Origin of the sequence: Vibrio sp. H11 (assembly GCF_004804295.1) — a bacterium.
Lineage (GTDB): Bacteria > Pseudomonadota > Gammaproteobacteria > Enterobacterales > Vibrionaceae > Vibrio > Vibrio ostreae.
This window is the reverse complement of the sequence record NZ_SSHN01000005.1, coordinates 152,882-166,354: the sequence shown is the minus strand read 5'-3', so window position 1 is coordinate 166,354 and position 13,473 is coordinate 152,882. Positions and strand designations below refer to the sequence as shown.

Sequence of the window (13,473 nt, the reverse complement as noted above, 5' to 3'; positions counted from 1 at the left end):
AAGGAAAAATGGATGCTGCGCACTTGGTTTTTGTTACTGGCTATCCCGCTGCTGTCGGCCTGTGGTGACCGCCAGGACGCGTCACAGGCTTTAGGCACGCTTGAACGTGATCGGGTGACACTCTCAGCCACCAGTAACGAAATAATCCGTCAGTTACCCGTAACCGAAGGCAGCAGCGTGCGTGTCGGTGATGTACTGGTTGTACTGGATACGGCAGAGCAACAGGCCCTGCTCGACCAGGCCCTCGCCCGTCAGGCTCAGGCTCAGGCCGCACTGGCGAAACTGACCCATGGTGAAAGAGCCGAAGACATTGCGGTCGCCAGAGCGCAGCTAGACAGCACCAGAGCACAACTGACCGAAGCACAGCAGACTTACCGCCGCGTAGCAGAGCTGGTCAGCAAAAGCCTGCTCAGCCAGGCCGAGCTAGACCAGGCCAAGGCCAGCCGTGATACCGCACAGGCAGAGTGGGCCTCTGCCACTGAGCAACTGACGAAACTGACCGCCGGCGCGCGAATCGAAGATATTGATCAGGCTCGGGCGCAACTGGCCGCGGCACAGGCAGAAGTGGCATTGCAGCAGCAAAAACTCACCCGGCTCACCGTTACCGCGACCCGTGCCGGCATTCTTGATAACCTGCCCTATCATCTCGGCGAACGGGTACCAAACGGCGCCGTCGTTGCCGTGTTGCAGTCAGACAGCGCACCGTTTGCACGCGTTTACGTGCCGGAGAGGGTGCGCGCACATTTTACTCCGGGCCGCAGTGTGACGGTGCATGTCGACGGCACACCAAACAGCTATCAGGGCACAGTGCGCTGGGTGGCGACTGAGCCCTCTTTTACTCCTTACTATGCACTGACTGAAAATGAACGGGCGCGGCTGATGTTTCTGGCTGAAATTGACTTACCTGCCGCCGCACGCGATCTGCCGTCCGGCGTACCGGCCCAGGTTGATTTTCCGCAGGAGGCAAAATGAGTGAACTGGCTATCGAGGCACGCGGCGTCAGCAAGTTATTTGGCGATTTTACCGCGATTCATGACATCAACCTCAATGTGCCGACCGGCAGCATCTACGGCTTTCTCGGCCCCAACGGATGTGGCAAGTCGACCACCATCCGGGTTCTGACCGGCCTACTGACGCCAACCCGGGGCAGCGTGAATGTACTTGGCCTTGATATCCCGCGTCAGTCGGAAGTCCTGCGGCTCAATATCGGCTATATGACGCAGAAATTTTCCCTGTATGACGATCTGAGCGTGGAAGAAAACCTGCAGTTTATCGGTCAGATCTTTGGCATGAATCGTCAGGCCCTGAAACAGAGGACCAATCAGCAATTAGCCACTTACGGCCTCGATCAACGGCGCAAGCAACGGGTCGGCAGCATGAGCGGCGGGCAAAAGCAGCGCCTGGCACTGGCAAGCGCCACCATGCACCGCCCGCAACTGCTGTTTCTTGATGAACCCACCTCGGCGGTGGATCCGGAAAACCGGCGTGAATTTTGGGAGCAGCTTTTCGATCTCTCATCACAGGGTACTACCATACTGGTGGCGACCCACTACATGGACGAAGCGGAGCGCTGCCATCGTCTCGCCATCATGGATGCGGGCGAAATTCGTGCCGATGACGAACCGGAAAAACTAATGCAGCAGATGGGCGTGCACGTGGTTGAGGTCACCGCACCGGACTTGCGCTGCTTAAAAGAGACACTGTTACAACGGCCTGAAGTCCGCTCTGCGGCGCAGTTGGGCGTACGATTACGGGTACTTATCTACCGTCATATTCAAGATCCGGTACAGTGGCTGCGCAGCACGCTCCCGCAATTAGCGCAAGCCAACATCGGTCTGGCACGGCCCAGCCTGGAAGATGTATTTGTCACTGTGACCGGGAAGAACCGCCAATGAACAGCCTGTTTCGGATTAAAGCGGTGATGATTAAGGAGTTTCGCCAGTTATCGCGTGACCGTATCACCTTTGGCATGGTGATCATGATCCCGCTGATTCAGTTATTGCTGTTTGGTTTTGCTATCAATACCGATGTTCGCAGTATTCCAATTGCCGTCGTCGACAACAGCCAATCTGTAACCGGGCGCTGGCTGACCGAATCGGTCCGGGTCAGTCAGGTGGTTGAGATTAAACAGGTGTATAGCACCGCAGAACAGGCCCAACAAGCCATCGCCAGCGGCGAAGTCCGTGCCGCGCTGATCATTCCGCCCGATCTCAACCGGCGCATTTTGGATGGACGTGAACTCGGGCAGTGGCTGATAGACGGGTCTGATACCATGATTGCCAGCGCTATATCGGGTCTGCAGCACATGCCCACTGCAGACATTGCCTTTCACCCGCATCCCGAAGCGGCTGCGACCTTCGCCATCACCCTGTTTTACAATCCGAGCAAACGCGCGGCCGTCAATATTGTTCCCGGCTTACTGGGCGTCATTCTGACCATGACCATGATTATGTTTACCAGCGCGGCGATTGTACGTGAACGGGAAAGAGGCAATCTGGAATTGCTGATCACCACACCGGTCCACTCGATGGAGCTGATGATCGCCAAAATCATCCCGTATATTTTTGTTGGCCTGATTCAGGTGTTCATTATTCTCGGCCTTGGTCATGTAATTTTTGCCGTGCCGATTAATGGCGCTGTCAGTCAGATCTTGTTCGGCACCCTGCTGTTTATTTCCGCCAGCCTGACTCTCGGACTAATGATCTCGACCATTGCCACCACGCAACTGCAGGCAATGCAGATGACGGTGTTTATTCTGCTGCCCTCGATTCTGCTGTCTGGTTTTATGTTTCCCTATGAAGGTATGCCGCTGGCAGCGCAGTGGATTTCTGAAGCCCTGCCCGCGACCCATTTTATGCGCCTGATTCGTGGCATTGTGCTGCGTGGCGCGGATCTGGCCGATCTATGGCGCGACAGCTTATGGCTGGCGGGTTTCACCCTGCTTGGCCTGGTGGTGGCTTCATTACGCTTCAAAAAATCTCTCGATTAAGTTCAATGCCTTAAAGTGACACAAAAGACAGTAAACTGAGCCATACAGTTGGTAGGTTTGTGATTAGATAATCAGCCTTTATTAATATATAAAGCCTTTCTATATCACGCTTGGGCGCGTGATTGATGTGCTAAATCCATTAGAAAATATAGGGCACCTACTTCGTTGACTAAAAAGTAACCAGGCTCTAAGTTTGTACATTAGTCGTCATCATAACGGAGGTCCCACCAATGAAACGTGCCAACCCAAGTTACCGTCTTCAGCTCATTAAAGAAGTCGCCTTACGAAAGCAATCCTCTACTCTCGATCCGATGGCGAACTATATACGAACGTTACTTTCTAAAAAATCCGACAGCAAATCCCAAAAAGAATCGACACGAAGTTTCAGCGGTGCACACTTTGATGAGCATGCCGGTGGCTGGGTCAGTGATCGCTGGCAACTCAATAAATAATACAAGCCCGACCGCAACGAACAGAATGTCACTTAGGCTAGTGCCAACATTAGCCTAAGTGTTTAATAACAATAAATTAGTATCTGATAAATACAACTTAAGTATCTGATAAAAATAATAAAATCATCGCGAACATCTTTTACTATCAGCGAGGAACACGCGCTTCCAAACACTGAGTTCCTATCGCTCATCCGCATTCAGACGTCTTGCGGCACTCGCTATCTGTCGCACGGCTTTGTCGGGCTCGCTGCGCTATAGACCTAAATCTTTTGGCACCAGATACCCGATAAAGGTCGCCGAACGGCGACATAGCGATCAAAGCCGATCGCGCGGATCAAAACAACTCTTGTTGCGGGCTGTCTGGTTCTTCATGGCTTTGCGCGCCCTGTTTTCCGGCCGCCATTTTGCGGCGATAGCGCTGCTGGCACAGCTTAATCACGTGCAATTGTTCTGCGGCAGTCATCTCCAGCCAGCGAAAGCGTTCTTCGCGCTTGCGCATGCAGCCGCGGCAGTAGCCTTTATCGTCTAAACTGCACACCCCGACGCACGGGCTGGGAACCTGGAAAAATTCTAGCTGCTCCATAAGCGACGCAAATATCCTCTAATGTGCGTGTAACACTCTGTAAAATAGAGACATTCGTTCTATTTTTCGATCGTGTTGCATATTAAACTATAACCTTTTACTGACAAAAACAGTGTTTTATTGTCTATACTGTCGGCGTTTTCCACATTTGGAGTGAATATTATGAAGCTTAGTTCAAAATCATTACTTGCCGCAATCACACTGCCCGCCCTGCTCGCAGCGTGTGCAAGCAATGGTGATGATGCGCAAATCAGCGAACAAGATTTGCAACATCATAACTGGCAACTAACCCAAATTGATGGCCAGGCGGTCAAACAGGGTGATCGTCATCAGGTACCGCGTCTCGAAATTGGCGAAAAAATGATGGCAAGCGGCAACGCCGGCTGTAACAACTTTTTCGGTAAAGCCGAGTTGAAAGACAACCGTCTGCGCATTGAAAAAATGGGCATGACGATGAAGATGTGTATCGGCGACATTATGGATACCGAACAGGCCGTGTCCCAGTCTTTACAAGAGTGGAACGACATCACGCTGACCAAACAGAGCATGATCCTGAAAAACGATGTTCATACCCTGACCTTTACCCTGAGTGACTGGAAACAGTAACCTTTAGGTTCCAGTTTTATGAGGCAGCCAGTTGGCTGCCTTTTTTATAGCCAGCGCGAAACCCTGCCGCTGTCCGCTGGTGAGGATGTTGAGATCGTGAAGCGTGACGCGAACTATTTCCTTACTAATCAGATCTTTTGCGATTTATCATTCATAATGAATGATAACGTCCTGCGGCCCGGTCTGTCTCTGTATGCGGTAACGCCGTTTCGGCTCAGGATGACGCCATAACCTCATTTTCATCTCGTATTGCAAAGGATTCTCATGAAAAAACTGCTTACCTTCGTCTGTGCTTGCCTGTTCTCACTCCCGGGATGGAGCCAATCCTGGCAGGAGATTACCGAGCAGGCACGTGGTCAAACCGTCTATTTTCATGCCTGGGGAGGCAGCCAGGAGATCAATAATTATATCCGCTGGGCCGGTGAACAGTTGCAGTCGCAATACGGGGTAGAGCTGAAGCAGGTTAAAGTCACCGATATCGCAGAAACCGCCACTCGTCTGCTGGCAGAAAAAGCCGCCGGCAAGGATCAGGACGGCAGCGTGGACATGGTGTGGATTAATGGCGAGAACTTTAAGTCAATGAAAAGCAATGGCCTTTTATATGGGCCGTTCGCTGCTTCCCTGCCTAACTGGCAGCATGTGAATCAAGCACTACCGGTAGAGACCGACTTCTCTGAACCCACCGAAGGACTGGAAGCTCCGTGGGGCGTGGGTCAGCTGGTGTTTATTCACGATGTTAAAACCCTCAATAATCCACCGCAATCTTTTACAGAATTACTCAGTTATGCCAAAGCATTTCCGAACCGTATTACCTACCCGCGCCCGCCGGAGTTTCACGGCACCAGCTTTCTCAAAGCGGCTTTGATTGAACTGACCAACAGCGATCCTGCTCTGCATCAACCCGTCGACGAGCAAAGCTTTCAAGCCGTGACCGCACCATTGTGGCACTATCTTGATCAGTTGCATCCCCTGACCTGGCGCGCGGGCAAGCAGTTTCCCAATGGCTCGGCGCAGATGATGCAGTTACTTGATGACGGACAGATTGATCTGGCTATTACCTTCAATCCTAATGCCGTCTATTCTGCTCAGGTGTCCGGCAAACTGGCACCAAGTACTCGCAGTTACGCAATGCAAGCGGGTGCGTTAACCAATATTCATTTCCTGGCTATTCCTTGGAATGCCAAAGCCAAAGCTGGTGCTCAGGTGGCGATTAACTTTCTGCTCAGCCCGCAGGCTCAGTCGCTCAAAGGTGACATTAATACCTGGGGCGACCCGTCGGTGCTAAAAGCCTCGTCACTCAGTGGCAGTGCAGCCCAAACACAACTGTTTAAAGCGATCGCCGAGCCGCATCCGAGCTGGCAGACAGCGCTGGAAGCCGAATGGCAAAAGCGTTACGGAACCAGCCAGTAAACCGGGCGAACTGACTTCATGATGCGCATCGCATACAGCCTGCTGCTGCTGACCTGTGTCGCCCCGCTGCTGCCCGGATTGGCAGGGGCAGTGCTTTCTGCGCTCGGTTACATCCCAGCGGTCGGGTTACAGCGTTTTAATCTGGAAGCGTTTATTAGCGTGGCGCAATGGCAGGGAGTCGGCCGTTCTCTTCTGCTGTCAGTGACCTCGGCTCTGCTGAGTACCTACCTGGCCCTGCTGCTTTGTTTCAGTATCGTCCAGACCCTGTGGCAAAGCCGGCACTGGCACCGGGTTGAGCACCTGCTTTCCGGCCTGCTGGCTCTACCTCATGTTGCCTTTGCAATCGGGTTCGCTTTTCTGTTTGCCCCGACCGGAATCACAGCGCGTCTTGCCAGTGCGCTGCTGGATTATCAGGTTTCCACTCAGGCTGGTACCTGGCTGGTTCAGGACAACCACGCGCTGGGGCTGACGCTGGCTTTGGCGCTGAAAGAGACACCATTTCTGTTGCTGATGAGCATTCCGGTGTTGCAGCAGCTGAACGTATCGCGCCAACTTCAGGTCGGAGCCTCTCTCGGCTATTCCGCAGCGCAAACCTGGTTTAAAGTTTTGTTTCCGCAATGGTTGCGTGCACTGCGTTTCGCTCTGTTTGCTGTGATTGCCTATGCGGTGGCGGTTGTCGATGTCAGCCTGATCCTCGGCCCCAATACACCACCCACTTTTGCGGTGCTGGTTTGGCAGTGGTTTAACGACCCGGATCTGCAACAGTTGCCACGCGCGGCTGCCGGAGCGATCGTACTGCTGCTCGTGACCGGACTGATGTTGCTGACCGTAGTGCTGATCGAAAAAGCACTGCTGCACTGTTATCGTAGCTGGCAGTGGTCCGGCAAAAGCCGCTTTCCCCTGCCCGGCCGCAGCAGTTTGTGGCTGGTGAGCACGATTGCCGCGCTGATCGTGCCATTAATGCTGGTCTGGAGCTTTGCCCAGCGCTGGCGCTTTCCGGATCTGCTGCCTAGCCAGTTCAGCAGCCGTTTCTGGCTCAGCGAGTGGCCAACTATGCTGCCGACCTTGTGGCAAAGTATCTGGATAGCCCTGCTGAGCGGCAGCCTGGCTCTGGTTGCCGCGTTATTCGCCCATGAATACAAGCTGCGCCATCGGGCGGCTGTGCCGCTGTGGATCATCGTGCTACCTATGCTGGTGCCGCAGTTATCGCTGCTGCTCGGCATCCAGATTTCGGCCTTATGGCTGGCCGCAGACCGTTATCAACTGTGGGTCATCTGGTCGCATCTGCTGTTCGCCTTTCCGCTCGTTTATCTGGCACTGGACGGCCCCTGGCGCAGTTTTAACCCTGGCTATACCCGGGTCGCACTCAGCTTAGGCAAAAGCCCCTGGCAGCAATTTCGGGCCGTTAAAGTACCTTTACTGCTACCGGCCATACTCTATGCCTGGGCGGTCGGGATCAGTGTCAGCCTGGCACAATATCTACCGACCTTAATGCTCGGCGGCGGTCGCATTACCACGATCACCACCGAAGCAGTCGCCCTGTCGAGTGGTTTTGACCGCCGGGTGATGGCAATTTATGCACTGTGGCAGGCGTTGCTGCCGTTTATTTTCTTTACCCTTGCGGTGTTGATAAGCCGGGCGCAACCTCATCGCCAGCGCATCATGGCCACCGCAGTGACCGTATCGACAAGTGAAAAACCATGATGTTTCGCACCGAACACCTTACTATCCGCCATCAGAGTGGTACCGTACTGCTCGCAGATTTTAACCTCACCATTGCCGCCGGCGAAATCGTCAGCCTAATGGGCCCAAGCGGCTGCGGTAAATCCACCCTGTTAAATGTCATCGCCGGGCACCTGAGCGCGGATTTCCGCTATCACGGCAAGATGCAATTGAATGGCGTGACCATTGATACTCTGCCGCCCCATCAGCGCCATATCGGAATGCTGTTCCAGGACGATTTACTGTTCCCTCACCTCAACGTGTGGGAAAACCTCGCGTTCGCCCTGCCGGACCATATCAAAGGCAGTGAGCGTAAACAGCAGGCACTGCAGGCGCTTGGCCATGTTCAGCTGGGCTCTCTGGCGCCGTCATTTCCGCAGCAGATTTCCGGCGGACAGCGAGCGCGAATCAGCCTGATACGCATGCTCCTTGCCCGGCCGCAACTGGCCCTGCTTGATGAACCGTTTAATAAACTGGACAAAGCACTGCGCGGCCAGTTTCGTGACTGGGTTTTTGAGCGCTTACAGACCGCAGGCATCCCGACACTGATGGTCACACACGACCCGGAAGACGTCCTGCCCGACGGACGCATTATTCACTGGCCGACGGAGAATTCCCATGCTTGATCGCCATGTTATCCCCCTGATTCGCTGGCCGCTGAACCAATCGGCCGTCGTACTCGACAAAATCAGTATCACTGCCAATCAGGTTACCCTGTTTGGTTTTCTCCTTGGCTGCCTGGCCTTTCCGGCGCTGGTGCTGGAGCAATACCTGCTGGCACTGCTGTTGATCGCCCTCAACCGTTTGTGTGACGGGCTAGACGGCGCTCTGGCCAGAATTCAGGGCCTGACCGACGCCGGCGGCTTTCTTGATATCAGCCTCGATTTTTTGTTTTACTCGCTGATCCCGTTCGGCTTTGTGGTGGCCAACCCGGAGTATAATGCGGTGGCCGGTGCCTTTCTGATTTTTTCCTTTATCGGTACCGGATGCAGCTTTCTCGCTTTTGCGGTGATGGCAGGCAAGCGCGGCATTCAGAACCCGGTCTACCAGCATAAATCACTGTACTATATGAGCGGCCTGACCGAAGGCACAGAGACCATCGGCGCGTTGGTGCTGTTTTGCCTGTTCCCCGAACAGTTTGCCCTGATAGCCTACCTGTTCGGTACTGCGTGCTGGTTTACCACCGCGACGCGTATTTATTCCGGCTATCACACCCTGCGGGATGCCGAGCAGCCATAACGTCATCATTCACTTAATCTTGGTTGCTGCCCACACGTCAACGCGTGGGCACACAGAGATAAACGGGCGCTACTTCCAGCCCTGAGCCCATTTTTGCTCATCTTGCAATTCGCGCCAGTCAATCGGATATTCGTTTCTCGACAACACCGCTTCGAGAGTGCAGGACACCACAACGCCCTCTTCGTTAAACTCGATATCTGAGACCAGAAAATGCTTTTCCCGGTTCATCGGTGTCACAGCGGTCCATTTACTGTTGCGCAGTTTGGCGGGGTTAATTGGGTTCATTTTTGCTCCGTAATCGGGTTGGTGTTGGGGTAACTGAATGGTTCTACGCACTTTTACGGATTAGGTTCAATGCTGCTAAACCTGGCGGCTTTGTGTTTACGACCTTTCAGCAAGATTTCTGGCCGCTCATTCAAGCGCTTGAATGAGCGGCCAGGTACGCATCACTTACTGAACGGTCAGCAGACCAGTGCTTGCAAGACGCTGACTTTTCGGATTTGGGGTTTCCTGACGCTGAACTTAGTCTGAGTTGAAGACTGACAAAAGTGGCATTACCTCCTGCAGCACAGAGTTTGGACAGAAGTGAGTTGTCGGCTTTACTAAATTAGCACTTCATGCATTACTTGAAGTATAGTAAAGTGCTCATTAGCGACTGATGATTAATTTCAATCCTAATCCTCCCATCACTAACCCAGACAAATAATCAATAAATTTTAAGTATGCTTGACGAAGGCGTGAAGCAGATAAAACTAAAGCAACAATAAGATACCATCCTGCATTACTCAAAAATGTACAGATTGGAACCGCAATAAAGAAATACATAGGTATGTTTTGCGGAAGCAGTGTTGTAAATACGCTGGCAAATACGATGGCTGTTTTTGGATTGCTGAGTTGGACTCCTAAACCTAATAAGTACGAACGAAATAAGGGAACATCTTGGCATCGAGTAGCATCTATGGTCTGTAACGGGATTCGAGCTGATCTCACAATTCCAAATGCCAAAAACAAGAGATAGCATACGCCTGCAATTTTAAATAGCTTACCGGAATTAGGCTAAAAATTGTTTGTAATCCCAGTAAGGCGGCAACCGATAGAACTAAAGCACCTGTCCCCATACCTAACGTGGTAAAAATCCCATGCCGTCTTGAAAGTGAAATTGCTCGTCTGGCAACAAAGATAAAGCTGGGACCCGGACTCATAGCGCCGAGAGTAAGCGCTCCAGTGATTGCCAATATTGGCATATATGTTTGCAAATTAATGTCCATGTGTTTCTTCACTAACTATCTATAAAATACCAGCTCAATGAGCCGGCGATAAAATAAAAAGCAACCAGAAACTTAACTTTATGCTTGATAGGCTTTCGCTAGTTTATCCAAAAATTCGTGTAGCTTTTGGTTCATCTCATCATAGTCATGATTCATTAGTACTTCAGGCTCATCAACGAAACGATAGTTTGCTGCCTCGCTGAGATCATCATTTTCTATCAGCAACGCTACAACATCTTTAGTCAATTCCATATGACACTGAAAACCAAACACCAAATCGCTATAAGCAACGATTTGTCGAGGACAGCCTTCACTGTACGCAATGATTTTGGCGTCTGGAGTCAGTCCTGGCATGTCGTTGTGCCAATGACCCACTTCTAGAACGGTGCCAAAATGGTCAAACAGTGGATGGGTACTGCCGTCTTTAGTTAGCGTGATAGGGAACTTACCAATTTCGCGTTCAGGGCTATGCGCATAGTGGGCACCTAATGCTTCACCAATGAGTTGAGCTCCCAAACAAATACCAAGTACGACTTTTCCTGCATCAATCGCTTTTGTAATTACCGCCTGTTCACCTTTGGCATCGAAATGAGCACATTGCTCGATAGTGGTCACAGGATCTTGTGGACCGCCCATGACAATCAGAAAATCGATATCATCTACTTTTTCCGGAAGAGAGTCGCCGTCATAAACCCGAGAATAAGTCGTTGTATAGCCGCGATTTTTAGCCCAAGACTCATAAGCTCCCGGAGCTTCAAAATGTTCATGGATGATAAAGTGAATGTGCATCATTTAGCCCTTTTGTTTTTTGATAACAATTGACTGATGATGTTATATCAAAAAAAACTGGCGTAATTTATAATGACTGACAATTAATGTAGATAAGCCGCCATTTATGCAAGCTAACGATTTAATCAGAGATTTTCCAGATAAACAATTTATAACGAAAACGACTATCATGGCCTCTGGTTATATTGATGATTTCCATTCACATCCATGGCACCAAATCGTCTTCCCACGCCAAGGTTTGTTACAATCAGACATTAGTGATAAAAGTGGAATAGTCCCTCACAATGGTATGCTCTTTATCCCCGCCAATACCATTCATAAATCTGTTGCAATTACAGACACAGAATTTTTAGCGATTTACCTCAACCCTAACAAACATGTGCAGTATGGAAGTGAGCCGAAATCCTGTCAGGTAAGCTCCTTCCTCAAGAGTTGATATTGCTTTTATTTGAAAGTGATACGCTCTCACAGCCGGAATACAACTTGGCACATTTGTTAACGGTCTTACGAGATCAAATCGAGGCAGCAAAAAGTTATGAAATACCACTTCTCATCCCTACGGACAAACGCCTTTTATCTATTTTTCTGCAGCTTAAACAGCAACCTGACTTACCGTTTACGTTAAAAGAATGGGCAAAAAAAGTCGGAGCATCTGAGCGCACATTATCCAGATTATGTGCGAAAGAGTTCTCTCAATCATTTGCTCTGTGGCGACAAAATATAAGGCTGGTTTTATCTCTGCCATTATTAAGCTCGAAAATGAGCATACAGGAAATTGCTATGGAGTTGGGGTACGCATCTGATTCATCCTATGTACAGGCTTTTAAAAAGCTGTTCAATCAGACACCAAGAAAATACCGCACTGCAAACCTATAAACGAGTTCAGACTCTCTAATACACGGATTACACTACTTTTGGGATTATTTTAATATAGCAAAATCAAGAACCATCTCTCATGCACTACCTGAGACGAAATTCACTTTGGGGCATTTCTGTGTTGCACGCCCCTTCACCACACCCTTACGAATCCCCTCATAATTTCTATATAAAACAATGAGTAGACGCGCATCGCTCATTCTGATCTAATGAATTTCGCCAAAAACACACCTGATTAAATGGATTTAATAGGGAGCCCTAACGATGCGCGACATTCAAATTCTACAGCAAACTCTCGAGAATCAATGCCCCGACATTCACAAAAAACGACTGAGATCTCTGATGCTTGCAACCAAAACTGTACTCGACGGCTCTGATCTCACATTGACCAAAATTGGGCGCGCACTCGACACCGATACCACCGTAAAGCATGCGATTAAACGCATCGACCGATTGCTCGGTAATCGCAACCTACACCGTGAAAAAGACACCATTTATAAGTGGCATGCGTCCTTTATTACCCGTGCCAACCCTTTTCCTGTGGTGCTCGTTGATTGGTCAGATGTTCGCGAGCAGCTACGTTATATGACATTGCGCGCTTCAGTTGCCGTTAAAGGTCGAGCCGCCACGCTTTATGAGCAGGCGTTTGAATACAAAAACTACAACTCTCCAAAGAGCCATCAATACTTTCTCGATAAGCTTCAAACGCTCCTGCCCGAAGGCTGCACTCCCATCATTGTCTCGGATGCTGGATTTAGAAATACATGGTTTCGGCAAGTCGCCAACAAAGGTTGGTTCTGGTTGGGACGCGTACGTGGCGAAGTCTCGATCAAATGTGGTGATGCCCCTTGGCTATGGAACAAGACCTTCTATCCTCAGGCAACTGACAAACCGCAGTTTTTAGGGGAAAGCCAATTAGCACGGCGTTCGCCGCTCACATGCTTTGCCTATTTATACAAGAGCCAACCTAAAGGCAGAAACCCCCATCGACACAGCCGAACCTGCCAAAAGCATTCAGCAGGAAAAGTATTCCACAGAGGTGCAAAAGAGCCTTGGCTTCTAGTAACAAACATCCCCAATCAGGTATTGAATGGCGTTAAAATCACTCGCTTATACGCCAAAAGAATGCAGATTGAAGAGTCGTTTCGAGATCTAAAAAGCCCCGCTTACGGATTGGCACTGCGCCACAATCGAACTCGCTGTACGAATCGTATCGATATTCTCCTGCTCATGGCGCTAATGGCAGAAATCATCATGTGGTGGAATGGCTTAATCGCCATGCAAGCTCAATGGCATTATGACTTCCAAGCCAACACTATCAAACATCGCCGAGTACTATCCATCCCTAGATTGGGTAAAGAGGTACGTTGTCATCGAAGATACCAAATAAAAGGGTCGCAATATCATTGGGCTATGGTGGAATATCAACGTCTCACACACACTTGTGGCTTAGGTGAATTATGAGGGGATCCGCCAGCACCACACCTATGGATATAAATGACTTAGGCCTATTGCTCAAAAACGTTTCTGCCAGATTAG

15 protein-coding genes and 1 pseudogene are annotated in these 13,473 nt (G+C 50.5%); 11 read left to right on the top strand and 5 right to left on the bottom strand.

Going from position 1 to position 13,473, the window contains the following annotated elements:
- The first annotated feature begins 12 nt into the window (after positions 1–12).
- From E6C74_RS09850 to E6C74_RS09835, 4 genes are all read left to right on the top strand, one after another.
- A complete protein-coding gene (locus E6C74_RS09850) occupies positions 13–972 on the top strand; it encodes an HlyD family efflux transporter periplasmic adaptor subunit (RefSeq protein WP_136484577.1) in 960 nt (319 codons plus the stop codon).
- Positions 969–1,895, top strand: coding sequence for an ABC transporter ATP-binding protein (locus E6C74_RS09845; protein WP_136484574.1), 927 nt, complete (start codon positions 969–971; stop codon positions 1,893–1,895). The genes E6C74_RS09850 and E6C74_RS09845 overlap by 4 nt, the downstream gene beginning before the upstream one ends.
- Positions 1,892–2,989 (top strand): ABC transporter permease, encoded by a 1,098-nt coding sequence (locus E6C74_RS09840; RefSeq protein WP_136484572.1) that lies wholly within the window; start codon positions 1,892–1,894, stop codon positions 2,987–2,989. The genes E6C74_RS09845 and E6C74_RS09840 overlap by 4 nt, the downstream gene beginning before the upstream one ends.
- A 230-nt stretch (positions 2,990–3,219) precedes the next feature.
- Entirely contained in the window at positions 3,220–3,441 is a 222-nt protein-coding gene (locus tag E6C74_RS09835; RefSeq protein WP_136484570.1) for a hypothetical protein, read from the top strand.
- 334 nt (positions 3,442–3,775) lie between these two features.
- Here the strand turns inward: E6C74_RS09835 and E6C74_RS09830 are convergent, their stop codons facing one another.
- On the bottom strand, positions 3,776–4,024 hold the full coding sequence (locus E6C74_RS09830) for a DUF1289 domain-containing protein (protein ID WP_136484568.1): 249 nt from the start codon (positions 4,022–4,024) through the stop codon (positions 3,776–3,778).
- Between the two features lie 162 nt (positions 4,025–4,186).
- Between E6C74_RS09830 and E6C74_RS09825 the strand changes: the two genes are divergently transcribed.
- The 5 genes from E6C74_RS09825 to E6C74_RS09805 all read left to right on the top strand — a co-directional run bounded on the left by E6C74_RS09825 (position 4,187) and on the right by E6C74_RS09805 (position 9,001).
- On the top strand, positions 4,187–4,630 hold the full coding sequence (locus E6C74_RS09825) for an META domain-containing protein (RefSeq protein WP_136484565.1): 444 nt from the start codon (positions 4,187–4,189) through the stop codon (positions 4,628–4,630).
- A gap of 264 nt (positions 4,631–4,894) precedes the next feature.
- A complete protein-coding gene (locus E6C74_RS09820; RefSeq protein WP_136484563.1) occupies positions 4,895–6,040 on the top strand; it encodes an ABC transporter substrate-binding protein in 1,146 nt (381 codons plus the stop codon).
- Between the two features lie 18 nt (positions 6,041–6,058).
- Positions 6,059–7,744, top strand: coding sequence for a thiamine ABC transporter permease (locus E6C74_RS09815; protein ID WP_136484561.1), 1,686 nt, complete (start codon positions 6,059–6,061; stop codon positions 7,742–7,744).
- Positions 7,741–8,388, top strand: coding sequence for an ATP-binding cassette domain-containing protein (locus E6C74_RS09810; RefSeq protein WP_136484559.1), 648 nt, complete (start codon positions 7,741–7,743; stop codon positions 8,386–8,388). Before E6C74_RS09815 ends, E6C74_RS09810 begins: the two co-directional genes overlap by 4 nt.
- Positions 8,381–9,001 (top strand): CDP-alcohol phosphatidyltransferase family protein, encoded by a 621-nt coding sequence (locus E6C74_RS09805; RefSeq protein ID WP_136484557.1) that lies wholly within the window; start codon positions 8,381–8,383, stop codon positions 8,999–9,001. Before E6C74_RS09810 ends, E6C74_RS09805 begins: the two co-directional genes overlap by 8 nt.
- A gap of 69 nt (positions 9,002–9,070) precedes the next feature.
- Here E6C74_RS09805 and E6C74_RS09800 read toward each other — a convergent pair whose 3' ends face one another.
- The 4 genes from E6C74_RS09800 to E6C74_RS09790 all read right to left on the bottom strand — a co-directional run bounded on the left by E6C74_RS09800 (position 9,071) and on the right by E6C74_RS09790 (position 11,058).
- Positions 9,071–9,286 (bottom strand): TIGR02450 family Trp-rich protein, encoded by a 216-nt coding sequence (locus E6C74_RS09800; RefSeq protein ID WP_136484555.1) that lies wholly within the window; start codon positions 9,284–9,286, stop codon positions 9,071–9,073.
- A gap of 363 nt (positions 9,287–9,649) precedes the next feature.
- Positions 9,650–9,991, bottom strand: a complete 342-nt coding sequence (locus E6C74_RS21225; protein WP_276605444.1) for a LysE family transporter — start codon at positions 9,989–9,991, stop codon at positions 9,650–9,652.
- Positions 9,988–10,203 carry a LysE family transporter gene (locus E6C74_RS21220; protein WP_276605443.1) on the bottom strand — a complete coding sequence of 72 codons (216 nt, stop codon included), beginning with the start codon at positions 10,201–10,203 and terminating at the stop codon, positions 9,988–9,990. The genes E6C74_RS21225 and E6C74_RS21220 overlap by 4 nt, the downstream gene beginning before the upstream one ends.
- 144 nt (positions 10,204–10,347) lie before the next feature.
- Positions 10,348–11,058 (bottom strand): type 1 glutamine amidotransferase, encoded by a 711-nt coding sequence (locus E6C74_RS09790; RefSeq protein WP_136484988.1) that lies wholly within the window; start codon positions 11,056–11,058, stop codon positions 10,348–10,350.
- A gap of 106 nt (positions 11,059–11,164) precedes the next feature.
- Between E6C74_RS09790 and E6C74_RS09785 the strand changes: the two are divergent.
- Both E6C74_RS09785 and E6C74_RS09780 read left to right on the top strand, forming a co-directional pair.
- Positions 11,165–11,934 (top strand): annotated as a pseudogene (locus tag E6C74_RS09785) (AraC family transcriptional regulator).
- A gap of 264 nt (positions 11,935–12,198) precedes the next feature.
- The gene (locus E6C74_RS09780) at positions 12,199–13,398 is read left to right on the top strand and encodes an IS4 family transposase (protein WP_136484553.1); all 1,200 of its coding nucleotides are present in this window, start codon (positions 12,199–12,201) and stop codon (positions 13,396–13,398) included.
- Positions 13,399–13,473 lie beyond the last annotated feature (75 nt).